Origin of the sequence: Pseudomonas sp. ADAK2 (assembly GCF_012935755.1) — a bacterium.
Taxonomy (GTDB): domain Bacteria; phylum Pseudomonadota; class Gammaproteobacteria; order Pseudomonadales; family Pseudomonadaceae; genus Aquipseudomonas.
Map to the genome: position 1 here is coordinate 2938020 of NZ_CP052862.1, position 26159 is coordinate 2964178.

The 26159-nt window shown below is 61.3% G+C and carries 24 protein-coding genes; 8 read left to right on the forward strand and 16 right to left on the reverse strand.

The annotated features are described in order from the left end of the window. Positions 1-44: 44 nt before the first annotated feature. The 11 genes from pcaC to pcaR all read right to left on the reverse strand — a co-directional run bounded on the left by pcaC (position 45) and on the right by pcaR (position 10958). Positions 45-437, reverse strand: coding sequence for a 4-carboxymuconolactone decarboxylase (pcaC, locus tag HKK52_RS13695; protein ID WP_169371264.1), 393 nt, complete (start codon positions 435-437; stop codon positions 45-47). Between the two features lie 11 nt (positions 438-448). Further along, a complete protein-coding gene (gene pcaD, locus HKK52_RS13700) occupies positions 449-1255 on the reverse strand; it encodes a 3-oxoadipate enol-lactonase (RefSeq protein WP_169371265.1) in 807 nt (268 codons plus the stop codon). Positions 1256-1266: 11 nt separating this feature from the next. Continuing rightward, positions 1267-2631, reverse strand: a complete 1365-nt coding sequence (locus HKK52_RS13705) for a 3-carboxy-cis,cis-muconate cycloisomerase (protein WP_169371266.1) — start codon at positions 2629-2631, stop codon at positions 1267-1269. A gap of 45 nt (positions 2632-2676) precedes the next feature. After that, positions 2677-3981, reverse strand: coding sequence for an MFS family transporter (locus tag HKK52_RS13710; RefSeq protein WP_169371267.1), 1305 nt, complete (start codon positions 3979-3981; stop codon positions 2677-2679). Positions 3982-4171: 190 nt separating this feature from the next. Continuing rightward, on the reverse strand, positions 4172-4738 hold the full coding sequence (gene pcaG / locus HKK52_RS13715) for a protocatechuate 3,4-dioxygenase subunit alpha (RefSeq protein WP_169371268.1): 567 nt from the start codon (positions 4736-4738) through the stop codon (positions 4172-4174). Position 4739: 1 nt separating this feature from the next. After that, entirely contained in the window at positions 4740-5444 is a 705-nt protein-coding gene (pcaH, locus tag HKK52_RS13720; protein WP_169371269.1) for a protocatechuate 3,4-dioxygenase subunit beta, read from the reverse strand. 35 nt (positions 5445-5479) lie between these two features. Next, positions 5480-6682, reverse strand: a complete 1203-nt coding sequence (gene pcaF, locus HKK52_RS13725; protein WP_169371270.1) for a 3-oxoadipyl-CoA thiolase — start codon at positions 6680-6682, stop codon at positions 5480-5482. Continuing rightward, positions 6682-7461 (reverse strand): CoA-transferase subunit beta, encoded by a 780-nt coding sequence (locus HKK52_RS13730; RefSeq protein WP_169371271.1) that lies wholly within the window; start codon positions 7459-7461, stop codon positions 6682-6684. Before HKK52_RS13730 ends, pcaF begins: the two co-directional genes overlap by 1 nt. Beyond that, complete coding sequence (locus HKK52_RS13735) at positions 7461-8318, reverse strand: CoA transferase subunit A (RefSeq protein WP_054046891.1); 858 nt, start codon at positions 8316-8318, stop codon at positions 7461-7463. The genes HKK52_RS13730 and HKK52_RS13735 overlap by 1 nt, the downstream gene beginning before the upstream one ends. 280 nt (positions 8319-8598) lie before the next feature. Further along, positions 8599-9945, reverse strand: coding sequence for an MFS transporter (locus HKK52_RS13740; RefSeq protein WP_169371272.1), 1347 nt, complete (start codon positions 9943-9945; stop codon positions 8599-8601). Between the two features lie 170 nt (positions 9946-10115). Continuing rightward, positions 10116-10958, reverse strand: a complete 843-nt coding sequence (gene pcaR, locus HKK52_RS13745; RefSeq protein WP_169371273.1) for a pca regulon transcriptional regulator PcaR — start codon at positions 10956-10958, stop codon at positions 10116-10118. A 675-nt stretch (positions 10959-11633) separates the two neighbouring features. On the opposite strand from pcaR, the gene HKK52_RS13750 reads away from it, so the two are divergent. Both HKK52_RS13750 and HKK52_RS13755 read left to right on the forward strand, forming a co-directional pair. Further along, positions 11634-11834: a hypothetical protein gene (locus tag HKK52_RS13750; protein WP_169371274.1), complete on the forward strand. Its 201-nt coding sequence runs from the start codon at positions 11634-11636 to the stop codon at positions 11832-11834. Between the two features lie 376 nt (positions 11835-12210). Beyond that, entirely contained in the window at positions 12211-13686 is a 1476-nt protein-coding gene (locus HKK52_RS13755; RefSeq protein WP_169371275.1) for an inorganic phosphate transporter, read from the forward strand. A gap of 270 nt (positions 13687-13956) precedes the next feature. Here the strand turns inward: HKK52_RS13755 and ccoM are convergent, their stop codons facing one another. Next, on the reverse strand, positions 13957-14070 hold the full coding sequence (ccoM, locus tag HKK52_RS32860) for a cytochrome c oxidase subunit CcoM (RefSeq protein ID WP_054046898.1): 114 nt from the start codon (positions 14068-14070) through the stop codon (positions 13957-13959). Positions 14071-14214: 144 nt separating this feature from the next. Continuing rightward, positions 14215-14457, reverse strand: coding sequence for a hypothetical protein (locus HKK52_RS13760; RefSeq protein ID WP_169368744.1), 243 nt, complete (start codon positions 14455-14457; stop codon positions 14215-14217). 89 nt (positions 14458-14546) lie between these two features. Here HKK52_RS13760 and HKK52_RS13765 point away from each other — a divergent pair, with 89 nt between their 5' ends. From HKK52_RS13765 to HKK52_RS13775, 3 genes are all read left to right on the forward strand, one after another. Then, entirely contained in the window at positions 14547-15419 is an 873-nt protein-coding gene (locus tag HKK52_RS13765; RefSeq protein WP_169371276.1) for a LysR substrate-binding domain-containing protein, read from the forward strand. Between the two features lie 88 nt (positions 15420-15507). Next, on the forward strand, positions 15508-15978 hold the full coding sequence (locus HKK52_RS13770; RefSeq protein WP_169371277.1) for a RidA family protein: 471 nt from the start codon (positions 15508-15510) through the stop codon (positions 15976-15978). Beyond that, positions 15975-17165 carry an aminotransferase class V-fold PLP-dependent enzyme gene (locus tag HKK52_RS13775; protein WP_169371278.1) on the forward strand — a complete coding sequence of 397 codons (1191 nt, stop codon included), beginning with the start codon at positions 15975-15977 and terminating at the stop codon, positions 17163-17165. The genes HKK52_RS13770 and HKK52_RS13775 overlap by 4 nt, the downstream gene beginning before the upstream one ends. Before the next feature lie 37 nt (positions 17166-17202). Here the strand turns inward: HKK52_RS13775 and HKK52_RS13780 are convergent, their stop codons facing one another. Next, positions 17203-17544 (reverse strand): aspartate-semialdehyde dehydrogenase, encoded by a 342-nt coding sequence (locus HKK52_RS13780; protein WP_169371279.1) that lies wholly within the window; start codon positions 17542-17544, stop codon positions 17203-17205. A 240-nt stretch (positions 17545-17784) separates the two neighbouring features. Between HKK52_RS13780 and rapA the strand changes: the two genes are divergently transcribed. Then, positions 17785-20631 carry an RNA polymerase-associated protein RapA gene (gene rapA / locus HKK52_RS13785; RefSeq protein WP_169371280.1) on the forward strand — a complete coding sequence of 949 codons (2847 nt, stop codon included), beginning with the start codon at positions 17785-17787 and terminating at the stop codon, positions 20629-20631. Between the two features lie 90 nt (positions 20632-20721). Here the strand turns inward: rapA and HKK52_RS13790 are convergent, their stop codons facing one another. Further along, positions 20722-22068, reverse strand: a complete 1347-nt coding sequence (locus HKK52_RS13790) for a spinster family MFS transporter (protein ID WP_169371281.1) — start codon at positions 22066-22068, stop codon at positions 20722-20724. A 361-nt stretch (positions 22069-22429) separates the two neighbouring features. Between HKK52_RS13790 and HKK52_RS13795 the strand changes: the two genes are divergently transcribed. After that, complete coding sequence (locus HKK52_RS13795; protein WP_169371282.1) at positions 22430-22795, forward strand: YkgJ family cysteine cluster protein; 366 nt, start codon at positions 22430-22432, stop codon at positions 22793-22795. Between the two features lie 149 nt (positions 22796-22944). Beyond that, positions 22945-25227 carry a putative bifunctional diguanylate cyclase/phosphodiesterase gene (locus HKK52_RS13800; RefSeq protein WP_169374241.1) on the forward strand — a complete coding sequence of 761 codons (2283 nt, stop codon included), beginning with the start codon at positions 22945-22947 and terminating at the stop codon, positions 25225-25227. On the opposite strand, the gene HKK52_RS13805 is transcribed toward HKK52_RS13800, so the two are convergent. Continuing rightward, entirely contained in the window at positions 25118-26014 is an 897-nt protein-coding gene (locus HKK52_RS13805; protein WP_169371283.1) for an NAD(P)-dependent oxidoreductase, read from the reverse strand. The genes HKK52_RS13800 and HKK52_RS13805 overlap by 110 nt on opposite strands. Positions 26015-26159: the final 145 nt, after the last annotated feature.

The following is a 26159-nucleotide window of genomic DNA, read 5'->3' on the forward strand; positions in this document are numbered from 1 at the left end:
CGCGCGTGCTGCCGAAGGTTGCGATCTTTTTTGAGACTTTCACGCTAGCCCCGCGACTCAACCCCCAACTCATCCCACACCGACTCCGCCAGATGGAACGTCGCATTCGCCGCTGGAATCCCGCAATAGATCGCGCTCTGCATGATCACTTCCTTGATCTCGCCACGGGTCACGCCGTTATTGGCGGCGGCGTGCAGGTGCAACTTGAGTTCTTCGTTGCGGTTCATGCCGATCAGCATGGCGATGGTGATCAGGCTGCGGGTGTGACGCGGCAGGCCCGGGCGGGTCCAGATGTCGCCCCAGGCGTGGCGGGTGATCATTTCCTGGAACTCCGAGTTGAACTCGGTCAGCGCGTTCAGGCTGCGGTCGACATGGGCGTCGCCGAGGACTGCGCGGCGAACTTCCAGGCCCGCGTCGTAACGTTGTTTCTCGTCCACAGCAATTCCCCTCAAGGCTTCGACAAAAACGCCAGCACCCGCTCGCTGAACGCGGCGCCGGCCTGAACGTTGGACAGGTGCGCGGCATAGAACTCGGCGTACTCGGCGCCCGGCACGTGTTGCTGGATAAAGTGCCCGCCGGATGGCGGCGTGACGGCGTCTTCGGTGCCGGCGATCACCAGCAGCGGCACCTTGATCGAGGACAATTGCTCACGGAAATCGGCATCACGCACGGCCGCGCAATTGGCCGCGTAACCTTCAGGCGATGAGGCGGCGAGCATGTCGGTGATCTTCTTCGCCGCCGCTGGATGGGCTTCGGCAAAGTCCGCAGTAAACCAGCGTGCAATCGACGCATCACGCAAGGCGACCATGGCCGCCGGACCGTCCCGCAGCACGGTTTCGATTCGCGGGTTCCACACCGACGGATCGCCGATCTTCGCCGCGGTGTTGCACACGATCAGTTTGTGCAGCCGCTCGCCAGCATTGATCCCCAGCCATTGGCCGATCAAGCCGCCCATGGACAGGCCACAGAAATGCGCGCGCTCGATGTGCAAGGCATCCAGCAACGCCAGTACGTCGCGGCCCAATTGTTCAATGCTGTATGGCCCCGGTGTGACCAGCGACTGGCCATGACCACGGGTATCAAAACGCAGCACCCGGAAATGCTCGCTGAACGCCGCCATCTGCGCGTCCCACATGTGCAGGTCGGTGCCCAACGAGTTGGACAGCACCAGCACCGGCGCATCGTCCGGGCCATCGAGTTGCGGCCCTTGAATTTGATAGTGTAGTTCGCCCTCGGCGAGTTGTACGAATGCCACGGCAGCCTCCTTCAGGCAGTCAACGCAATATGATCAGCCACCGCGCGCTCGACCCAGGTATGGGCCTGGCCGAGGTAGTGGGCAGGGTCCAGCAGTTGATCCAGTTCAGCGTCCGACAGCTGCGCCGTCACTTGCGACTCATCGCCGAGGACGGCGCGCAGATGCCGTTGCTCGGCCACCGCGCGTTTGCAGCACTGTTCCAGCAGATGATGCGCAGTCTCGCGACCGACCCGTTGCGCGAGGACGATGCTCACCGCTTCCGCCAGCACCAGACCTTGAGTCAAGTCGAGGTTGCGCGCCATGCGCTCGGCGTCCACTTCCAGGCCATCCGCCACCAACAGTGCTTGCCGCAGGCTGCCGGACACCAGGCAGCAAACCTCCGGCAGGGTTTCCCACTCGGCATGCCACAGGCCCAGGCTGCGTTCGTGCTCTTGCGGCATGGCGCTGAACAGGGTCGAGAGCAAACCCGGCACCCGCGTCGCCGCGCCGATCAATACTGCCGCGCCGACGGGGTTGCGCTTGTGCGGCATGGTCGAAGAACCGCCCTTCCCTGGCGCCGACGGTTCGAACACTTCGCCAGCCTCGGTCTGCATCAACAGGCTGATGTCGCGGCCGAGTTTGCCGAGGCTGCCGGCGATCAGTCCGAGTACCGCGCCGAACTCCACGAGGCGATCACGCTGGGTGTGCCAGGGTTGCTCCGGCAAGCTCAATTGCAGCTCTTCGGCCAAGGCTGTGGCAATCGGCATCGCCTGTTCGCCAAGGGCCGCGAGAGTCCCGGAGGCGCCGCCGAATTGCAGCACCAGCAATCGCGGTTTTAATTCGCACAGCCGCTGACGACTGCGGGTCACCGCCCCCAGCCAACCGGCGATCTTCATGCCGAGGGTGACCGGCGTCGCGTGTTGCAACCAAGTGCGCCCGGCCAGCGGAGTGGCGACGTAACGTCGGGCCTGGGTCGCGAGGATTTCCCCGAGTTGCGCCAGATCGCTTTCGATCAACGCCAGGGCCTGGCGCAATTGCAGCACCAGTCCTGAATCCATCACGTCCTGACTGGTCGCGCCCAAGTGTACGTAACGCTCGGCCTCGGCATCGTTCGCAGCGATCTGCTTGCCCAAGGCCTTAACCAACGGAATCGCCGAGTTCCCCGCCGTGGCAATCGCTTCACCGAGGGCGGCGAAATCGTAATGCCCGGCCTGACAGGCCGCTTCGATAGGCGCGACAGCAGTCTGCGGGATCAACCCGACCCGCGCTTCGGCCCGGGCCAGCGCTGCTTCGAAATCGAGCATGGCCTGGACCCGGCCCTGATCGCAGAACACCTCACGCATATCGCGGGCAGTGAAATAGGCATCGAACAATTGATTGTTCGGTCGCTGGTTCATAAAAAGTCCCTGCAAGCGTGGGCCGAACGGGCCCACGCGTATGGATCAAAGGTCGTGGTGCAAATACTTCGCTTGTTTGGGCAGGCGCAGGCTGAACAGGAACGCCACCGCCATCATCACCGTGACGTACCAGTAGAAGGAGTTTTCCATGCCCACGGCTTTCAGGCTCAGGGCCACGTATTCCGCCGAACCGCCGAAGATCGCATTCGCCACCGCGTACGCCAGGCCGACGCCCAATGCGCGCACTTCCGGCGGGAACATCTCGGCTTTTACCAGGCCGCTGATCGAGGTGTAGAAACTGACGATCGCCAGCGCCACGGTAATCAGCACAAAGGCCAGGAATGGACTGCTGACGCTTTTCAGACTGAGCAGGATCGGCACGGTGAACAGCGTGCCGAGGGCGCCGAACCAGAGCATCGAGTTACGCCGGCCGATCTTGTCCGCGAGCATGCCGAACAACGGCTGCATGCACATATAAAGGAACAGCGCGCCAGTCATGATGTAGCTGGCGGTCTTGGCGTGCATGCCGGCGGTGTTCACCAGGTATTTCTGCATGTACGTGGTGAAGGTGTAGAAAATCAGCGAGCCGCCGGCGGTGTAGCCGAGCACGGTGATGAACGCGGCTTTATGGTCGCGAAACAGCGCCATGATGCTCCCGGCGTCCTTGTTTTCGCGCATTTCCTTGCTGGTGGTTTCCTTGAGAGAGCGACGCAGGAACAGCGAGATCAGCGCCGCCACTGCACCGACCACAAAGGGGATCCGCCAGCCGTAGGCGCGCAAGTCATCTTCGGTGAGGAACTGTTGCAGGATCACCACCAGCGACACCGCGAGCAATTGCCCGCCAATCAGCGTCACGTACTGGAACGAGGCGAAGAAACCGCGCTGGCCCTTGAGCGCGACTTCGCTCATGTAGGTCGCGGTGGTGCCGTACTCGCCGCCTACCGACAGGCCCTGGAGCAGGCGCGCGAACAGCAGCATGATCGGCGCCCAGACGCCGATGTCCTTGTAGGTCGGCAGGCAGGCGATGAGCAGCGAGCCGAAGCACATCATCAGAATCGAAATCAGCATCGAATTCTTGCGCCCGTGCTTGTCCGCCACCCGGCCGAAAATCCAGCCACCAATGGGCCGCATCAGAAACCCGGCGGCGAACACGCCGGCGGTGTTGACCAACTGCACCGTAGGGTTGTCGGACGGGAAAAACGCCGGGGCGAAATAGATGGCGCAGAAGGCATACACGTAAAAGTCGAACCACTCGACCAGGTTGCCGGACGAGGCGCCGACAATGGCGAAGATGCGCTTGCTGCGCTCTTCCCCGGTGTAGTGTTCGGTAGCAGTGGTAGTCGTTGTCATTGTTTTTCACTCAATGGGGACAGTGAGAGTCTAGACACACTTTGCAACAGTCCCGTTCCACAGATGCAGTCTTCACGGATCGTTCCCTCGGTCCCCGTGGGAATGCATCCCCTGACGCTCTGCGTCACAGTGGACGCAGAGCGTCCATGGCGGCATTCCCACGCAGAGCATGGGAACGATCAGGTTGAAGTCAGTAATCGAAGAACACCGTCTCCGCATCAGTCCCCTGCAAAATCACATTCCACTGATAAACACCCGACGCATCCACCTTGGCCAGCAGCGTGCTGCGACGCTCGGCCGGCACGCACTCCAACAGCGGATCCGCCACATTCGTCGGCTCACCATCAAAGTAAATCCGCGTCAGCAAGTGCTTCACCAACCCGCGCGCAAACACCAGCACCACCAGATGCGGCGCCTGGGTCGTGCCGTTCAGGCCTTGCACCGTACCGGGCTTGATCGTGGTAAAGCGGAACCGTCCTTCCCCATCCACCGGCACCCGGCCAAACCCTTCGAAGTTCGGGTCCAGGGGTTTGTCCTGATCGTCTTCGGGGTGGTCATACTTGCCGGCGGCGTTGGCCTGCCAGACTTCCAGCATGGCGTCGTTCACCACATCGCCATTGCCGTCGATCACTTGCCCGGTGATCGCCACGCGCTGGCCCAGGGTTTGCTCGACGGTCAGGTCTTCGCGGTTCAGCCAGGTCAGGCCGATGTGGTAATACGGCCCGACGGTGTGGGACGTGGTCGCATTCAGCGTCATCTTATTTCTCCATCGGCGTGGCTTCGCGGCCGCGCAAGACGATGTCCCAGCGATAACCGAGGGCATAGGAAGGGATGGTTTTTTCCAGGTCGAAACTAGCGATCAAACGCTCTTTGGCGCGGGTATCGGGCACGCAGTTGTAGATCGGGTCGTAAGCCAGCAACGGGTCGCCCGGGAAATACATCTGGGTCACCAGCCGCGTCAGGATGCTCGGCCCGAACAACGAGAAATGGATGTGCGCCGGGCGCCAGGCGTTGTGGTGGTTGCCCCACGGGTAGGCGCCGGGCTTGATGGTCTGGAATTGATACCAGCCATCGGCGTCGGTCACGGTGCGGCCGGTGCCGGTGAAGTTCGGGTCCAGCGGCGCATCGTGCAGATCGCGGGCATGGTTGTAGCGCCCGGCGGCGTTGGCCTGCCAGATTTCCACCAGAATCCCCGGCACCGGCAAGCCGTCTTCATCGAGCACGCGGCCATGGATGATGATGCGTTCGCCCTGTGGCTCGCCGGTGTGCTGGGCGGTCAGGTCGTTGTCCTGCGGGTTGATGTGCTCGGCGCCGATGGTCGGGCCGGTGATTTCCGACAGCGAATGGGGCAAAAACACCAAAGGCTTGGACGGCGCGCGACGGTTGGTGGATTGATAGGTCGGGTGCAGGTATTCCGGCTGAGTGCCTTCCTTCGGACGACGGTAACCAGGCTTGTCAGTCATTTCGCTTTTCCTCTGTTCTTATTAGTCGGCGGCTGTCAGACGCGTTCGATCGCCAGGGCCAGACCCTGGCCGACGCCGACGCACATGGTCGCCAGACCTTTCTTGCCACCGGTCTTTTCCAGTTGATGCAGCGCGGTCAGCACCAGGCGCGCGCCGCTCATGCCCAACGGATGGCCCAAGGCAATCGCGCCGCCGTTCGGATTGACCTGGGCCGAGTCGTCCGCCAACCCCAGTTCACGCAACACCGCCAAGCCTTGGCTGGCGAAGGCTTCGTTGAGCTCGATCACATCGAAATCGCTGACGGCCAGGCCGAGGCGCTCGGTGAGTTTGCGTACCGCTGGCACCGGGCCGATGCCCATCACCCGAGGGGCAACACCGGCACTCGCCATGCCGAGCACTTTGGCGCGGGCGGTCAGGCCGTGTTTCTTCACCGCTTCGGCAGACGCAAGGATCAGTGCAGCCGCGCCATCGTTTACACCCGAGGCATTACCGGCAGTGACAGTTTTGTCCGGGCCATTGACCGGTTTCAGTTTGGCCAGTGTTTCCAGCGTGGTATCAGCACGAGGATGTTCGTCCTGAGTGACGATTGTTTCCCCTTTCTTGTGGGCAATCCGCACTTCTACGATTTCTTCAGCGAAGAATCCTGCGGCTTGCGCGGCGGCCGTGCGCTGCTGGCTACGCAGGGCGAAAGCGTCCTGATCCTCGCGGGACACTTCGTAATCGTCAGCCACGTTGTCGGCGGTCTGCGGCATCGCATCGACGCCGTACTGGGCTTTCATCAACGGGTTGATAAAGCGCCAGCCAATGGTGGTGTCTTCCAGTTTCATGTTGCGCGAGAACGCGGCGTCAGCCTTGCCCATCACGAACGGCGCGCGGGACATCGACTCGACGCCGCCGGCAATCGCCAGCTCCATCTCGCCGCTGGCAATGGCGCGGAACGCGGTGCCGATGGCGTCCATGCCCGACGCGCAGAGACGATTGAGGGTGACGCCGGGAATGCTTTCCGGCAGCCCCGCCAGCAACAGCGCCATGCGCGCGACGTTGCGGTTGTCTTCGCCGGCCTGGTTGGCGCAACCGAGGAACACCTCGTCCACTGCGCTCCAGTCCACCGAGGGGTTGCGTTCCATCAGCGCCTTGATCGGCACGGCGGCCAGGTCATCGGCACGCACCGCCGACAGACCACCGCCGAAACGGCCAATGGGGGTGCGAATCGCGTCGCAGATATAAACGTCACGCATTAGGCTTCTCCGGGGGCTTGGCCGTGGGCGGCAGCGGTGCGGGCTTCCAGATCCCTTAATGCCGTCAGCTCGACGTCGGTTGGCTCGGCGGTATTTTCTACATTTTCAGCAAAACGAATCGCCCAACCGGTGGCGGCGACCACTTGCTCGCGGGTCACGCCGGGATGCAGCGCGGTGACCACGAATTCATGGGTGTCGGCTTCCGGTTCCATGATGCACAGGTCAGTAATGATGCCGACCGGCCCGGCGCCCGGCAGGCCCAGACGCTTGCGCGAATCACCGCCCTCGCCATGGCCGACCGAGGTAATGAAGTCGAGTTTGTCGACAAAGGAACGCGCCGACTGTTTAAGGATGATCAACACGCTCTTCGCGGAGCCGGCAATCTCCGGTGCGCCACCGGCACCCGGCAGGCGAACTTTCGGCTGGTGATAATCGCCGACGACGGTGGTGTTGATGTTGCCGAAGCGGTCGACCTGCGCCGCCCCGAGAAAACCGACATCGATGCGTCCGCCCTGCAACCAATAGCGAAAAATCTCACCGGTCGGCACGACAGTGTCGGCGGTTTCCGCCAGTTCGCCGTCACCAATCGACAGCGGCAGTACGCTCGGCTTGGCACCAATCGGACCCGATTCGTAGATCAGGACGACATCTGGCGAGGACGTCAGCCGCGCCAGGTTGGCCGCTTTCGACGGCAGGCCGATGCCGACGAAGCACACCGAACCGTTCTTCAAGCGGCGGGCGGCGGCGACGGTCATCATTTCATTGGTGGTGTAGGTCATTACTTGGCCTCCGAAGCAGCGGCCAGCTTGGCCTGGAACTCGCTGAAGTCAGCGCAACCGTGGATGTACTCGTTGATCCACGCGGTGAAGGTGTCGCGGTCCCGAGCAATCGGGTCCCAGGCCTGGTAGAAACGGTTATCGCGCTCGTTGTAACCGTGGGCGTAGGACGGATGCGCGCCGCCAGGCACATGACAGACCGCGCTCAAGGCCCAGGTTGGCAGCACGCAGGAATTCATCGGCGCGTTGAGGTCGTCGACAATTTCTTCAACGGTGACGATGCAGCGCTTGGCCGCCAGCGCCGCTTCTTTCTGTACGCCGAGAATGCCCCACAGCAGCACGTTGCCCTTGCGGTCGGCCTTCTGCGCGTGAATCACGGTGATGTCCGGACGCACCGAAGGCACGGCGGCCAGCACTTCGCCGGTGAATGGGCAGGTCACGGTCTTGATCAGCGGATTGACCTTCGGCAGGTCGGAACCGGCGTAGGCCCGCAACACTGCGAAAGGTAGGCCGGAGGCGCCAGCAACGTAGGCATTCGCCAGATCGGCGTGGCTGTGCTCTTCGATTTCCAGTGGATGCGGCCACTGCTTCTCGACGGCGTCACGCAGTCGGTGCAGCGAACCCACGCCGGGGTTGCCGCCCCAGGAGAAAATCAGCTTGCGAGCACAACCGGCACCGATCAACTGGTCGTAGATCAAGTCAGGCGTCATCCGCACCAGGGTCAGATCTTTCTTGCCCTGGCGAATGATTTCATGACCCGCCGCCGTCGGAATCAGGTGAGTGAAGCCTTCGAGCGCGACGGTATCGCCGTCGTTGACGAATTGCTTCACCGCGTCATGCAGCGAAAGGATTTCAGCCATGGGGCAGGCTCCCGTTTTGTTGTGAACCGACAGTGGAAGAAAAAGGCGCGAGGTTCAGCGCCGGAGTCACTGAAGAGTAAGCCTGGGAAAATCACCAAACAATCCGATAATCGACTGAGTGTTCGTTTATCGAACAGATTGTTGTCTGGCTATCGATCCGTTCCGCCGATCGTTCCCACGCTCCGCGTGGGAATGCCTCAGGGGACGCTCCGCGTTCCAATGGGACGCGGAGCGTCCCGGGCTGCATTCCCACGCGGAGCGTGGGAACGATCACCCACCCTCAGGTCGCATCCGCATGACTGACCAAGCCCTTGATAACCACCGCCGTGGTCGCCAATGCCGCCGGAATCACCAACGCCGTCAGCACCTGCTCGAAATTCCAGCCCAGGCCCAACAACGTCGCGCCCATCCACGCGCCGAGGATCGCGCCGAAGCGGCCAATCCCGAGCATCCACGACACCCCGGTCGCCCGGCCCTGGGTCGGATAGAACCGCGCCGCGAGTGAAGGCATCGCCGATTGCGCGCCGTTGACACACATCCCGGCCACCAGCACCAAGGTTGCCAACACCGTGATATGCCCCAGGCTTTGCCCGACCGCGTAGGCAAACACCCCGGCCAACAGGTAGAAAGTGCCGATGACCTTGTGCGGATTGAACCGGTCCATCGCCCAACCGACACCGACCGCGCTCAACACCCCGCCGAACTGGAACAGCGCGCCGATAAACGCCGCCTGCTCCATGCTCGCGCCGCTGTCGCGCATCAGCGTCGGCAGCCAGCTGGTCAGCAGGTACACGATCACCAGGCCCATGAAGTAGGTCAGCCACAGCAGCAAGGTGCCGGTGCTGTAGGTGCCGGAGAAAATCACTGCGAACACATTGCGTGCCTTCACGGTTTTCTGTTCCGGCACACTGAAGCTGGACGCCAGGGCCACCACCACCGGATCAATCGGCGCCAGGGTTTTGCGTACTTTGTCGGTGCCGCGGTTACGGACGACAAGGTATCGCGCCGATTCCGGCAGCCAGAACAGTAAAACCACTGCAAGGATCAGTGGCAAAATCCCACCGATCAGCAACAGGCTGTGCCAGCCGAACGCTGGAATCAGCTTGGCCGAGATAAACCCGCCGCCGGCCATGCCGAGGTTGAAGCCGCAGAACATGCTGGTCACCAGCAGCGATTTCTTGCGCTCCGGGGTGTATTCCGACAGCAGTGTTGTGGCGTTCGGCATGCCGGCGCCCAGACCGAGGCCAGTGAGGAAGCGCAGCACCAGCAATTGATCGACGTTGGAGCTGTAGGCCGAAGCCAGGCTGAAGATGCCGAACAGAAATACCGCGCCGACCAGTACGATTTTTCGCCCGAAGCGGTCAGCCAATGGACCGGAACCCAGCGCGCCGAAGACCATGCCGATCAGCGCGGCACTCATCACCGGGCCGAGGCTGGCGCGGTCGATACCCCAGTCCTGGGACAGGGCCGGCGCAATGAAACCCATGGCCGCGGTGTCGAGGCCATCGAGGAAGACAATCAGGAAACACAGGATCACCACTCGCCACTGGTAGCGCGAAATGGGTTGGGCATTGATGAAGGACTGCACGTCGAGGCAGTTTCCTACAGCAGTCTGAGGCTGATTCATTATTTTTATTCCACGCAAGGAGCGCGTGGCCTCTGCTCATTATTATGGGGAGTCATCGTCCGGCGACTGACCGAGGGTCAACAGCGCCGGATGACGCTGCCGCGACATTAATGATCCGAGGGAAAGAGCGTCAATTCGATAAACGCGACTCTGTGCGTTTATCGAACAGCTTAGGCAAACAGCTGCGCGCTGAGGTCACGGCTGGCGCTCAGCAAACCCGGCAGGAACCGTTGCTCCAGCTCGCTGCGGCTGACGCGCCCGGCGTGGGTACTGACATTGAGCGCCGCCACGACTTGGCCGGAAGCGTCATACACCGGCACGGCAATCGAACGCAGGCCCTGCTCCAGTTCCTGATCGACGATGCACCAGCCTTGCTGCCGCACTTCTTGCAGGCATTCGAGCAAGGCCTCGGGGGTGTGCAGCGTACGGCTGGTCTTGGCTTGAAACTCCGCGTGGTCGAGGTATTCGCCCAGCGTCGTGTCATCCAGGGCGGCGAGCAGGATCCGCCCCATCGACGTGCAGTAGGCCGGCAGGCGGCCGCCGACCGACAGGTCCACGGAAATCAGGCGCTGGGTGGTTGCCGAACGGGCGATGTACAGAATGTCATCGCCTTCCAGGGTGGCCATGTTGCAGGCCTCATGCAGTTGCTCGCTCATGCGGTCGAGGTACGGCTGTGCGGAAACTGCCAGGGGCGTCGAGGACAAATAGGCATGGCCGAGGGTCAGGACTTTGGGCAGCAGCGAATAAGTCCGGCCGTCCGTGGTGGCGTAGCCGAGTTTGATCAGGGTGTGCAGGCAACGTCGCACGGCGGCGCGGGGAATTTCCGTGCGGTGGCTGATCTGGGCGATGGTCAGGTGGCGCTTGCGCTCCTGGAATGCCTGCACCACCGCCAGGCCACGGGCCAGGGACGTCATGAAGTCCGGATCGCCGGTCAGGGCCTGGATTCGCTTGGCCGGGGAGGCGACGATCGGCGGCGCCACCGACGCGAAGGAGTTGCGCATTTGATCGTTCATATCAGGTCCTTTTTCCTACACGGCTCAGCGGCTATTACAAGCGGCTCAACGCCCGTACACAAGCCGCAGGCAACAAGATTGGGCGATTATCGAACCATCGACCGATAATCGCAATCGACCTGCCCTCATCGTCAGACGTGTGCAGTGCTGTTAGATATTGTCACTTTTAGGCGGTCGCCGACTTTAAAGGGCAAAGTTATGATCCGAACTTGTTCGTCTTGTTGGCGTCAGAAACAAGTCGCTGAAAACTGGCAACCCAGACACTCTAGTTACCGGTAAAAGTTACGAGTAACAAAATCATCACACACCAGGAACCACTTTTAATGCTCAAGAGATAGTGTTCTTCGAATCGACCGCTATAATGCATCTCAGTGGCCCGCCGGTTTTTTACTTGCCGATTACGCCACCCGGAGCGCGATGTCCCATCGCCGCCGCCCGCAGCAAGCGCCTGACGCTGATTTCATATGCACCGCCAACGCGTTCGCTGAAACAGGACACTGAAGCTACGTCAGCTGTTTTCTCTGGTGCCGTGGCCGCCTGCAACATGGAAGTGTTGATCATTGAGTCGTTAAAAAGCCAATGCCTTTTCAGGTATTGTCCTTTCGACGAGCGTGGTCAATAAACTTGAAGCAGTGCGTTTCACCAGAATTTATCTCAACTCAATCAGGTAGCACTGTGACGAAAGACGAACTGCGCGCGGAACTTGAGCGCCAGGAACAACGTTACAAGGATGTTTACGGCGGGGAAGTCACCACCTACGCCGCCCAGCCCGAACCGGAACGCAAGCCCTGGCGTAAACGCGCCACCGTTCAGGATCAGGCTTTCAGTCAGGAACTGCAGAAGATGGAAAAGGAACTCAAAGCCGAAGAGCCTTGACCGCCCCGGCCTGAATCCTTCAAGGGCCTGCGTTTGCATCCGCTAAAAGCGCGGTGTTTCGACGTTGCCTTTCGCGCCCGCTACCAGCGGGCAGCGGCCACCTCACCCATCGGATGAGGCAAATGGCGCATGTCCGACCTTCTTCTCAGATATTTCACACAAGCGTTTGCGCCTCTCGTGCTGTCGAGAGAAAACCCTGCGCGCGCTGGCTTTTCAAAGAAAATCAATGAGTTAAAAATCCCAGTAAAAACCTGGGGCTTAGGGCTTTGCGACAAACTAATTCGTTGAAGAATGTTACCGATGAGCAGCTAGTGCATCGATTTCCAGTCTTTTCTGGCATAATCGCGCCCCCTTACGACCGGGTCAGAAAACCTTCATGATCGATTTATTCAGCGGACTGGATGCTTGGGTGCTTGTGAGCCTCTTGCTCGCCCTGGCCTTTGTCCTCGCCTTCGAGTTCATCAACGGCTTTCATGACACTGCAAACGCGGTGGCCACTGTTATCTACACCAAAGCCATGCCGCCTCATCTGGCGGTGTTCTTTTCCGGTGTGTTCAACTTTCTCGGCGTTTTGCTGGGCGGTGTTGGCGTGGCGTATGCCATCGTCCATTTGCTGCCGGTAGAGCTGCTGATCAATGTGAACACCGGACACGGACTGGCCATGGTGTTCTCGTTGCTCGCCGCCGCCATCACCTGGAACCTGGGCACCTGGTACTTCGGTATCCCGGCCTCCAGCTCCCACACCCTGATCGGTTCGATCCTCGGTGTCGGCCTGGCCAACGCCTTGATCAACGACATTCCGTTGGCCGATGGCGTGAACTGGCAGAAGGCGATCGATATCGGCGCTTCTCTGGTGTTCTCGCCAATGGCCGGCTTTATTGTCGCCGCGCTGGTGTTGATCGGCCTTAAATGGTGGCGTCCGCTGTCGAAGATGCACAAGACCCCGGACCAGCGCCGCAAGCTTGACGACAAGAAGCACCCGCCGTTCTGGAACCGCCTGGTCCTGGTGATTTCGGCGATGGCCGTGAGCTTTGTGCACGGTTCCAACGATGGGCAGAAAGGCATCGGCCTGATCATGCTGGTGTTGATCGGTATCGTGCCGGCGCAGTTCGTTCTCGACCTGAGCAGCACCACTTACCAGATCGAACGGACTCGCGATGCGACCCTGCACTTGAGCCAGTTCTACAAGCGTAATGCCGACACCCTGGGTGAGTTCCTGGCCCTGGGCAAAAGCGTGGAAGGCGATCTTCCGGAGAAATTCCGTTGCAACCCGCAACAGACCGAACCGACCATCAGCGCCCTGCTCGACACCCTCAAGGGTGTAGCCGACTACCACTCGCTGCCGTCGGAAAGCCGTATCGAAGTGCGTCGCTACCTGTTGTGCCTGGACGACACCGCTCGCAAGGTCGCCAAGCTGCCAGGCCTGCAAGCCCGTGAAAAGGCTGACCTGGACAAACTGCGCAAAGACCTGACCACCACCACCGAATACGCCCCATTCTGGGTAATTCTGGCGGTTGCACTGGCCCTGGGCCTGGGCACCATGGTCGGCTGGAAACGCGTGGTGCTGACCATTGGCGAGAAGATCGGCAAGCAAGGCATGACCTACGCACAGGGCATGTCGGCGCAGATCACCACTGCGTGCATGATTGGTTTGGCCAACATTTTCAGCCTGCCGGTGTCCACCACCCACGTCCTGTCCTCGGGCGTGGCCGGGACCATGGTCGCGAACAAAAGCGGCCTGCAGGGCGGCACCGTCAAAACCATCCTGCTGGCCTGGGTCCTGACCCTGCCAGCCACCGTGGCCCTGTCGGCCGGCCTGTTCTGGCTGGCGTCGAAGGCACTGGGTAGCTGATCCATCGCTGCAACGAAAAAGGCGCGCCTCGCAAGAGCCGCGCCTTTTTCATGCCTGCTGATTTCTCCCAAACACCCCAATGATCGTTCCCACGCTCTGCGTGGGAATGCCGCCATGGACGCTCCGCGTCCACCTGTGACGCGGAGCGTCACGGGATTCATTCCCACGCAGAGCGTGGGAACGATCATGTACCGATAGATTTTCGTGGGCAAAAAAAAGGGCAACCGAAGTTGCCCAAAATGCCTTGCGTGCTCATTGCTCTGGAAAGAACTACGGTTTGCGCTTATGCGAATCCTTCCAGATGAAATATCCAAACCCTGCAAAAAACAGAACCATGAGGCCGACTGTCAGCACTCCGGCGATCACCACGTTGTCGAAAAACATGACTGGCCTCCTGCACTTGCCCTGTTGCGATAGGGCTAAGTTAACCAATCGGGCAGGAGAGAAAATTGACCGGGATCAATGCCGCCCGAGACTGGGCGTAAAGGAGGGGAAATAACTGACCTGCATCAATCGATGCAGGGGGGTTCAACGCTTTTTCGGTTTGTTTTTCGGCTTTTTCTTCGCTTTACCCAACGGCATGGCCTGTTCGAAGGCCTGGCGCACTTCGTTCAGGCGCTTGTCGTTGAGGTCATGCACCCGCTTGGCGCGTTCGGCGTTAAGGTCGATCAGTTTGTCGTCTTGGCTCATGGTGTTCAGTGCATCGCTGGAAAGGAAGTTCGGTCGGGATTGCGCCAATAATGCGGTCTGGCGCCCGCGCTGACCAGTCACCCGCTGAACAAGGCCTTAACAAAATATGTGCTCATAGGGATTTTTCACCGCACAATCGGCACGTCGCGATGGACCCAAAGGACCCAACCGTGGAATTGCACCAGGATCTGCCGCCCTTGATGGCCCTGCGCGCCTTCGAGGCCGTGGCGCGGCATTTGAGTTTTATCAAGGCTGCCGATGAGCTGTCGGTGACCCAAAGTGCGATCAGCCATCAGGTGCAGAAACTCGAGCAGTTCCTCAACCAGCGGCTGTTTATCCGACGTACTCGGGCGATTGATCTGACGCCAGCCGGCGAAACCTACTACCGCAAGATTCAACCGGCATTGGCCTCCATCGCCTCGGCCACCCGCGACCTGCGCGGTCACGAACAACAGGAAACCACCCTGCGCATCGGCCTGCTCGCTTCCTTCGCCACCCTGTGGCTGGCGCCGCGCCTGGCCGGTTTTAATACGCGTTACCCGCATATTCATGTGGAGCTGATGCCGTCGGTGCAACTGGCCGACGTCAATGGCGGCGAAGTCGACCTGGCCATCCGTTATGGCAAGGGCGGCTGGCCCAAGGTTCAGGCCCGACGCTTTATGCTGGAAACCCTCACCCCGGTGTGCAGCCCGGCGTTCAAGGCTCAAAGTGTCGATCATGGCCCGCTGCTGATGGCCAAGTCCTACCAGCCATTCGAGTGGATCGACTGGAGCGCGCACCACGCCGTCGACCTCGCCCATTACCCCAGCGTGATGCTTCACGACTACAACATCGTCGTCGAAGCCGCCGTGGCCGGCCAGGGCATCGCCATGGGCCGCCGGCACTTGATCGAACGTCGACTCAAGGAAGGCGCGTTGGTCGAAGCCTTCGACACCCCGCCGTTCACCGGCGAGATCGGTTATTGGCTGGTCACCCCGGATCGTCCGCCAAGCCCGGCCGCCGAATGCTTCGCCCAATGGCTGAGTGAAATCGCCGACGCATGAGTTATTTGAATACGTCGGATTAAATCTATCCGTTTGTCGCGCCCGCGAGACGCCAACATGCTGAACCCTTCATTCAGGAGGACTCACCATGACCGATTCACTCGCCCAACGCGTCCAGCAACTTGGCTTGAAGTTGCCGACCCCGAGCCAGCCGATCGCCAACTACATCAATCACGTGGTCAGCCAGAACCAGCTGTTCATCTCCGGGCAGATTCCGTTGCTCGATGGCAAACCGACCTTTATCGGTCGACTCGGGGACGCGATTTGCGACGAAGAAGGCGCTAACGCCGCCGAACTTGCCGCGCTTGGTCTGCTTGCGCAACTGAGCAATGCACTCGGTGATGACCTGTCGAAACTGGTGCGCATCATTCGCCTCGGCGTATTCATCGCCAGCGCCGGTGATTTCAAAAACCAAGGTCTGGTGGCCAACGGCGCCTCCAACCTGCTGGTCAACGCCCTCGGCGAGAAAGGCAAACATGTGCGTACGGCCGTCGGTGTTTCCAGCCTGCCCGGCGGCGTGGCGGTGGAAATCGACGCGATTTTCGAGCTCAAGCCATGACACCCGCCGAAGTGGCGCATTTGCGGGCGGCGACACCGGGTTGCGCCAGCGTGATTCACTTCAACCACGCTGGCGCCTCGCTGCCGAGCCAGGCGACCCTCGACGCCATCCTCGGGCAACTGCAACGGGAAGCCCTCGGCGGGCCGATGGAGACGGCCGACCAAAGTGTGCAGGCTCGCGCCCGATCCGCGGCGGCCAGCCTGCTGAACACCGAGCCTGAAGCCATTGCCTTCGCCAGCAGCGGCTCGGCAGCCTGGGGCATGGCGTTCAATGCCCTGGGGCCGTGGCAATCCGGCGAGCGGATTCTCGTCGGCCGCCACGAATGGGGTGGCAATCTGGCGTGCATCGCCCGAGCCGTCGCCGCCGGGGCGCAACTGGAGGTGATTCCCTGCGATGAGACGGGCGCGGTGTCCGTGAGCGCTCTGCAGCAAATGATCGATCCTAAGGTGAAGCTGATTGCCCTGACCTGGCTGCCCGCCAACGGTGGCTTGATCAATCCCGCCGAGGCGATTGGCGCCGTGGCGCGGCAGCATGGCATCGCGTATTTCATCGACGCCGGCCAGGCGCTGGGGCAACTGCCCTGTGATGTTCAGGCGTTGAATTGCGATGTGCTCAAGGGTGCCGGGCGCAAATTCCTGCGCGGGCCGCGAGGAACGGCGCTGCTGTATATAAGGCCGGGATTCATGGAACGGCTCCAACCCACTCAACTCGATGTGCTTTCGGCGCCTTGGGATGGCGCAGGTTTTACGATGCGCAACGATGCTCGGCGCTTTGAAACCAGCGAAGTGTCGGTGGCGTTGCTGGCCGGTTTGGCCAATGCGCTGGAGGAATGCAATGCGCTGGGGACAACAGCCATTCGCCAGCGGATCGACGGACTGAGTCGGGGGTTGCGCGAGCGCCTACTAAAGATCCCCGGCCTGACGCTGCACAATCTCGGCCCGCAAGGCCATCAATCCGGCCTGATCGCGTTTACGCTCAAGGGGTGGGACTGTGTCGAGCTGAAACTGCGGCTGGCGCAGCGCGGGATCAATATCGGCGCCAATGGCGTGGCTTATACGCCTCTGGATATGCAGGCCAGAGGGCTGGAGAGCATTGCGCGGATTGCCGTGAGTTATTTCAACACTGAGGAGGAAACCGACGTGTTGTTGGGGCGTTTGCGGGAATTGGCCGAAAGTGGCAGCGATTGAATAGATCGCAGCCTTCGGCAGCCCCTGCGGGAGGCAGTCAGATCTGGATATCGACCCAAAGACCCTGGCGCGGCTCGTCTTCGATCAACGGCGCGACCGGCACGGTGTTGTCGGCGTTGAGTTCGTCGCCGGGGATCGCCAGGTGCACGTCAGGATCTTCATCGGCCTCACGACGGCGCCGATCCTGCTCCTGGCGACGGCGCTGTTCTTCGCGCAGTTGCAGGGCGGCCTCTTCCGGGTCGCGTTTTTGCAGGTCGATCGTGCTTTCGCTGGAGCTTTCCTGCACAGGCACTACCGGCGGAATGTCCGGACGCTGGCGGATCGGGTCCTGCTGTGAGGTGATCGGCACGGCACTCAAGGGCAGCATCGGTTGCAGCATAATTATTAGTCTCCTGTCATCAGGCTGTCGGCTGCGCGAGGGGCGACTTGAGCCATCGGTCGCAAAGTTGTGAACCAGCGCACGCGCGAGGGGCGATGTTTTATCCGACAGCACAGAACCCAAGCGTTCCCGAAGATCGAAAAATCACAGCCTTCGCCCGCGCCGATGCGAGTTATCCTTTGGCCCTGAAGGCTCATTCCGTTAAGATAGCCCGCTTTTTCAAGGTGGGAGTCAGGCAGCATGGCGCAGCAGTATCAACCGGGGCAACGCTGGATTAGTGACAGCGAAGCCGAGCTGGGTTTGGGCACCGTTCTGGCACAGGACGGCCGCTTGTTGACCGTGCTCTATCCGGCCACTGGCGACACTCGTCAGTACGCGCTACGGAATGCGCCCCTCACCCGTGTGCGGTTTTCCCCAGGTGACTCGATCACTCACTTCGAAGGCTGGAAACTGACCGTACAGGAAGTCGACGATGTCGATGGCCTGCTGGTTTACCACGGCCTCAACGCGCAGAACGAAGTGGTGACCCTGCCGGAAACCCAGCTCTCGAACTTCATTCAGTTCCGTCTGGCCAGCGACCGTCTGTTCGCCGGGCAGATCGACCCGCTGGCCTGGTTCTCCCTGCGTTACCACACCCTGGAACACACCAGTCGTCAGTTGCAGTCGTCCCTTTGGGGCCTGGGCGGTGTGCGTGCACAGCCGATCGCGCACCAATTGCACATCGCCCGTGAAGTCGCCGACCGTATCGCGCCGCGCGTGCTGCTGGCGGACGAAGTGGGCCTGGGCAAGACCATCGAAGCCGGTCTGGTGATCCATCGCCAACTGCTGTCGGGCCGCGCCAACCGCGTGCTGATCCTGGTTCCGGAGAACCTGCAGCACCAGTGGCTGGTCGAGATGCGCCGCCGCTTCAACCTGCAAGTCGCGCTGTTCGACGAAGAACGCTTCATCGAAAGCGATGCCGCCAACCCGTTCGAAGACACCCAGCTCGCCCTCGTGGCGCTGGAATGGCTGGTGGACGACGAGAAGGCCCAGGACGCGCTGTTCGCCGCCGGTTGGGACCTGATGGTCGTCGACGAAGCCCACCACCTGGTCTGGCACGAAGAAAAGGCCAGCGCGGAATACTCGCTGGTCGAGCAACTGGCCGAAGTCATTCCCGGCGTGCTGCTGCTGACCGCGACCCCGGAACAACTGGGCCAGGACAGCCACTTCGCGCGTCTGCGCCTGCTCGACCCGAACCGCTTCCATGACCTGCACGCCTTCCGCGCCGAGAGCGAAAACTATCGCCCGGTGGCCGAAGCCGTTCAGGAGTTGCTGGATAAAGGTCGCCTGTCGCCAGAAGCGCACAAGACCATCCACGGTTTCCTCGGCAACGAAGGCGAAGCCCTGCTCACCGCCGTCAACGATGGCGATGTCGAAGCCAGCGCCCGTCTGGTGCGCGAGCTGCTCGACCGCCACGGCACCGGCCGCGTGCTGTTCCGTAATACCCGCGCCGCCGTGCAAGGGTTCCCGGAGCGCAAGCTGCACCCGTACCCGCTGCCGTGCCCGGACGAATACCTCGAACTGCCGCTGGGCGATCACGCTGAGCTGTACCCGGAAGTCAGCTTCCAGGCCCAGCCGGACGCCAACGAAGAAGAACGCTGGTGGAAATTCGACCCACGCGTCGAGTGGCTGATCGACACCCTGAAGATGCTCAAGCGCACCAAAGTGCTGGTGATCTGCGCCCACGCCGAAACCGCCATGGACCTGGAAGACGCCTTGCGCGTGCGTTCCGGCATCCCGGCCACGGTGTTCCACGAGGGCATGAACATCCTCGAACGTGACCGCGCCGCCGCCTACTTCGCCGACGAAGAATTCGGCGCGCAAGTGCTGATCTGCTCGGAAATCGGCAGTGAAGGTCGCAACTTCCAGTTCTCGCACCACTTGGTGCTGTTCGATCTGCCGTCGCATCCGGACCTGCTGGAGCAGCGTATCGGTCGTCTCGACCGGATCGGCCAGAAGCACATCATCGAGCTGCACGTGCCGTACCTGGAAACCAGCCCGCAAGAGCGCCTGTTCCAGTGGTACCACGAAGCGCTGAACGCCTTCCTCAATACCTGCCCGACCGGCAACGCCTTGCAGCATCAGTTCGGTTCGCGCCTGCTGCCGCTGCTGGAAAACGCCGACGACGGCGAGTGGCAAGCGCTGATCGACGAGGCCCGCGGCGAGCGTGAGCGTCTGGAAGCCGAGCTGCACACCGGTCGCGACCGTTTGCTGGAACTCAACTCCGGCGGTTCGGGCGAAGGCGATCAGTTGGTCGAGGACATCCTTGAGCAAGACGATCAGTTCGCCCTGCCGATCTACATGGAAACCCTGTTCGACGCGTTCGGCATCGACAGCGAAGACCATTCGGAAAACGCGCTGATCCTCAAACCGAGCGAAAAAATGCTCGACGCCAGCTTCCCGTTGGGCGACGACGAAGGCGTGACCATCACCTACGACCGCAACCAGGCGCTGTCTCGCGAAGACATGCAGTTCATCACCTGGGAGCACCCGATGGTGCAGGGCGGCATGGACCTGGTGTTGTCCGGCTCGATGGGCAACACCGCCGTGGCGTTGATCAAGAACAAGGCGCTGAAACCTGGCACCGTGTTGCTGGAACTGCTCTACGTCAGCGAAGTGGTAGCCCCGCGCTCGTTGCAATTGGGCCGTTACCTGCCGCCAGCCGCCCTGCGCTGCCTGCTCGATGCCAATGGCAACGACCTGTCGGGCCGGGTGTCGTTCGAAACCCTGAACGATCAACTGGAAAGCGTGCCCCGCGCCAGCGCCAACAAGTTCATCCAGGCTCAGCGCGATCAGTTGACGCCACGGATCAACGCCGGCGAAGAGAAGATCTTCCCGCGTCACGCCGAGCGTGTGGCTGAGGCGCAACGTCGCCTGGCTGCCGACACCGACGAAGAATTGGCGCGCCTGACCGCGTTGCAAGCGGTCAACCCGACCGTACGCGACAGCGAACTGGTAGCCCTGCGCAAACAGCGCGAGCAAGGCCTGGCCATGCTCGACAAGGCTGCGTTGCGACTGGAAGCGATTCGGGTGTTGGTGGCGGGTTAAGCCCCCTGCTCCACCACTAAAAAAGAAGGCCCGCAGTGATGCGGGCCTTTTTTTGTCTGCCGATCGTTCCCACGCTCCGCGTGGGAACGATCATGCCGTTACCGCCTCGATCTGCGGATCAACCGCCACCAACCCGTCCTTCATCCGCTTCGCATCGCGCACAAAACAGCGCGACGCCATAAATAGAAACACCATGGTGAAAAACAGCGCCACCGGGATCAGGTACATCGCGTCGTGCAGTCCGACGGCCTTGAACGCCTCGGTCATCTGCTCGGCACCCGCCGCCAGCATCGCCGTGTTCGCGAAGTGATCGGACAAGCCCCCGACCACCACCGGCCCCAAGCCACCCCCCAGTAAATACAACCCGGCAAAGAACAGCGCCATCGCCGTGGCCCGCAGGCGCGGTTCGACCACGTCCTGGATCGCCGTGTACACGCAGGTGTAGAAGTTATAGGCAAACAGCCAGCCCAGGCTGAACACCGCGACAAACACGCCAATCTCGATCCGCCCGGCGTGCAGCGCCCAAGCGGTGCACACCGTCGAGATGATCAAACTGAACGCGGCGAACAGCAGCCGCCCGTTGGCCACGCGTTGGTGGATCTTGTCCGCGATCAAGCCGCCCAATGTCAGGCCGAACAGCCCGGTCACGCCGACGATGACGCCGGTCGCGACCGCTGCTTCGTGCAAAGGCATGAGGAAATAGCGCTGCAGCATCGGCACCAGGAAGGAGTTGCAGGCATAGGTCGCAAAATTGAAGCACAGCCCCGCCAGCACCAGCCACAGGAAAGTCGGCACCGCCAGCACTCGACGGATCGGCCGGTCCACGCGCTCTTGCGAGACTTGCACGGTTTCCGCCGCGCCGCGTTTCGGCTCCTTGATAAAGAACATGAAGATCGCCAGGACCAGCCCCGGCACCGCCGCGATAAAGAACGGTGCGCGCCAACTGTCGAAGGTTTTGACCATCCAGCCGATGGTGAAGAACGCCAGCAGCAGGCCCAGCGGCAGCCCGAGCATGAAAATGCCCATCGCCCGTGCGCGGCGGTGGGCCGGGAACAGGTCGCCGATCAGCGAATTGGCGGCAGGGGCGTAACTGGCCTCGCCGATGCCGATGCCCATGCGCACCAGCAGGAACGTCCAGAAACTGCCCACCAGCCCGTTGACCGCGGTGAGCCCGCTCCACACCGCCAGGCCCCAGCCCATCAATTTGGCGCGGGAACCGGTATCAGCCATGCGCCCCAACGGCAGGCCGGCAATGGCATAAACGAGGGTGAACGCCGTGCCGATGATCCCCAGTTGAAAGTCGCTGAGGTGCCATTCCATGCGAATGGGCTCGATGATAATGGCGGGGATGGTGCGGTCGAAGAAGTTGAACAGGTTCGCCAGGAACAGCAGGAACAGAATGCGCCAGGCATTCGCCGCTTGGGTCGAGTTCTGCATGGGGTCCGTCTCTTTTATTGTTATGAAGGCGTCGCTGCCCCCGGAATCTGCAATCTAGTCAGGCGCGCGTGACCTGTCTGTCATCATTCGCCAGCCTGATATCAGTTAATGCCACACACGCCCCCCCGCAGGAGCAAAGATTGCTCGCGAAAGCGGTCGTTCAGTCGACATCATCGTTGGCAGACAGACCGCTTTCGCAAGCAAGCTTCGCGCCTACAGGCCCGGTGAAATTTCAAGCCCGGTGCCGACAAACCGGTTGAAAAATATACCTGCGCGCCCCCCTTCCCAAGTCCAAGCCGAAGCCTAGAATAGCGGCCTGATCGCCCCCACCGTTGCCCCCATCCCTCTTTGACTATCGCCCATGTCCGAAGCCAGTCCGTGTCTGAATTGCGGTGCCTGCTGTTCTCATTTTCGCGTGTCTTTTTTCTGGGGTGAATGCACCTCGGCCGGTGGCACGGTGCCCGACGAACTGGTCGCGCCGATCAACCCCAGTCGGGTGGCGATGCTCGGGACAGACTGCAAACCGACCCGCTGCACCGCATTGGTCGGCGAGGTGGGCAGCACTGTGCAGTGCTCGATTTACGATCGGCGTTCGAGCACGTGCCGGGAGTTCGACGCCTCCTGGGCCAATGGCGAAGCCAACGTGGATTGCGATGCAGCGCGGGCCGCGTTCGGGTTGCCGGCCTTGCAACCCGAATTCGAAATGCCTTATGAGCAGAGCGCCTGAAACTTAGCGCCAATCGTTATAACGCCAATACCGAAATCATTAGCGTCACCGTGCCACTACGCCTTGCGCTCTGTACATGACCTCTATACTCCAAAGCATTCGCCGGCATTCATGATGCCGGCCAAGAAGACTCTGAGATGGGACGTGCTATGGAGTGGCTTGGTTTGCAGTTCATTACCGAGCTGCCAGAAGGCGGGCAGGTCATCCTTAACTGCACACACAACCCTTTTCTGGTGGTGCTGGCGTATGTGGTCGCTTGTGTGGCCGGTTTCGCCACGCTGGACATGACCGAACGGGTCGGTCATGTGGAAAAATCCGGCACCCAACGGCTCTGGCGTTGGGTCGGTGCCTTGTGCCTGGCGGGTGGCATCTGGGCCATGCACTTCATCAGCATGCTGGCGTTCCAGGCGCCGGTGGAAATTCACTACCAACTGCCCATCACCCTGCTCTCACTGATATTTGCCCTGACGGCTTCGTGGCTGGCAATGCACACGCTCAGCCACCCTCACGTGAATGTCTGGCAATACCTGCGCGCTGCCGTGTGGATCGGCCTGGGCATCGCGACCATGCATTATGTGGGCATGGCCGCCATGCGTTCGGTCGCAACGGCTTTCTACAACCCCTTGCTGTTCGCGCTGTCCATCGTCATCGCGATAGGCGCCAGCCTCGCCGCCCTGTTGATTTCCAGTCACCTGCGCGATGGCATCGGTTTGTATCATCAACTGCGCAAATTCATCGCCAGCCTGGTGCTCGGCGCCGGCATCGTCAGCATGCACTTCACCGGCATGGCGGCGCTGACGCTGGTGGTGCCCGTCGGCACCCTGCCCATGCTGCCCGGTGAAAACAACCATCTGCAGCTGGGGCTGACGGTGGCGATCATGACCCTGTTGATCATCGGCAGCTGCATCAGCGCGGCGCTGGCCGATAAAAAGCTGCAAAACAAGGAACACGACCTGCGCCGGGTCAACACCCTGCTCAGCCAGTTGGATCAGGCGCGCATGTCGCTGCAACAGGTGGCGCACTACGATGCCCTGACCAACCTGATCAACCGCCGCGGCTTTAATCAGATCTTTGCCGAGAAACTGATCGAGAAGACCAACGAGGGCGGCATGCTGGCGGTGATGTTCCTCGACATCGACCACTTCAAACGGATCAACGATAGCCTCGGCCATGACGCCGGCGATGAATTGCTCAAGGTATTGGCCGGCCACATCAAGGGCTCGGTGCGCAGCCACGACGACGTGGTGGCGCGCTTCGGCGGCGACGAGTTCTGCATCCTCATCGGCCTGCACGACCGCGAAGAAGCCCGGCACATGGCTCAGCGCATCATGCTGAAAATGAAAGAACCCATCGAGCTGTCCGGCCGGCGCATGGTCATGACCACCAGCATCGGCATCAGCTTGTTCCCTGAAGACGGCAAGACCTGCGAAGAACTGCTGAAAAACGCCGACCTGGCGCTGTATCAGTCCAAGGGCGCCGGCCGCAACAGCCTGAATTTCTTCAGTTCGAACCTCAGGACCCGGGCCACCCTGGAACTGCAGCTGGAAGAGGAACTGCGCCACGCCCTGCGCGAAAACACCGGGCTGAAGCTGTACTACCAACCGATCTATGAGCTGAAGACCGGTCAGGTCACCAAGCTCGAAGCGCTGATTCGCTGGCAACACCCGACTCACGGTCTGCTCACGCCTGACCGTTTCATCGCCATCGCCGAAGCCAACGGGCTGATCGCCGAACTGGACAACTGGGTCTTGTGCAAAGCCTGTGAAGACCTGGGCGAGTTGTCCCGCCACGGCTGCGAAGCCTTGAAGATTGCCGTGAACTGCTCGCCGCTGAACCTGGCGCGCGAGGAGTTGGCCGACGAAATCGAACACGCCCTGCACGTGAGCGGAGTGGAGCCCCAGCGCCTGGAGCTTGAGGTCACAGAAAATGCGCTGATGGGCAACATCGCCAACACCCTGGTGCTGCTGCGGCAGATTCGCGCGCTCGGCGTGTCGCTGTCGATCGATGACTTCGGCACCGGTTATTCATCCCTGGCCTACCTCAAGCGCCTGCCGCTGAACACGCTGAAAATCGATCGTTCATTCATTCAGGACATTCCCAAGGCGACCCAGGACATGGAGATCGTCCAGGCGATCATCGTCATGGCGCACACCCTGCATTTGCAGGTGGTCACCGAAGGCGTCGAAACCGTCGAGCAATACGAGTTTCTCGAACGCCTGGGCTGCGATTTCGTTCAGGGCTACCTGCTCAGTCGCCCGGTGCCGCTGGAAGAGCTGCGCCCGGTGCTGAACGAAATCAACCAGCGCAAGCACTCGCACACGGTCAGTCCACTGAGTCTGGCGCGCGGTATAGCCGGACTAACGTTGACGGATCCTTTTCCAAAAAGCCCTGGCCCCCATGCAGGCGCATCAATTGTGCGGCCAATCCGCTGATCGGCGTGGCCGAGCCTTGTTCGCGAGAAAACTTCACCGCCGTGTCCAGATCCTTGAGCAGCGTGCGCACGTGCCACTTCACCGGTTCGAAGCGGCTTTCGGCCATTTGTGGGGCGAGGATCTGCAACGGTTTCGAATCGGCAAAACCACCGGCCAGCGCTTCGGCGATCAGGCTGGCATCGACGCCGGAGCGTTCGGCCAACGCCACCACTTCCGCGATCACCAGGGCATTGCAGGCGACGATCATCTGATTGCAGGCCTTGGTCACCTGGCCGGCACCGACGGCGCCCATGTGCGTCACGCGTTGGCCCAGACTCAGCAAGACCGGTCGCACGCGTTCAAGATCCGCGGCATCGCCACCGACCATGATCGCCAGGCTGCCCGCCTCCGCGCCGACCACCCCGCCCGACACCGGCGTATCCAGCCAACGCATGCCGGTTTTACTGGCGAGTGCTGTCGCCATTTCCCGGGTGGCGGTGGGCTCCAGGCTGGAAAAATCCACCAGCAGTTGTCCACTTTTCCCACCCTCGGCAACGCCTGCCGGGCCAAACACCACTTCGCGCACCACCGCCGTGTCCGCCAGACACAGCATCACCACGTCTGCGTGCTCGCACAGTTCAGCCGGCGTCGCCACTTGCCGTGCACCGGCTTCAACCAGCAGTGCGCACTTGTGCGGATTGCGATTCCACACGGTCAGCGGATAACCCGCGGCCAACAGACGCTGGCACATCGGCAAGCCCATCAGGCCGATTCCGGCGAATCCGAGTGCAGGTAACGATGGCATCATTTTGCCTCCTTTTGATTAAAGATCGCCGAATACTGGCCGATCCATCATAAATCAGGAAAGGACTCCCCCGAGCGGCGCACCGCCAACACCCTGTCGCTTGGGCAAAATACGCGCGCAAAAAAGACGCGAGATCCCCTTCCGTGAA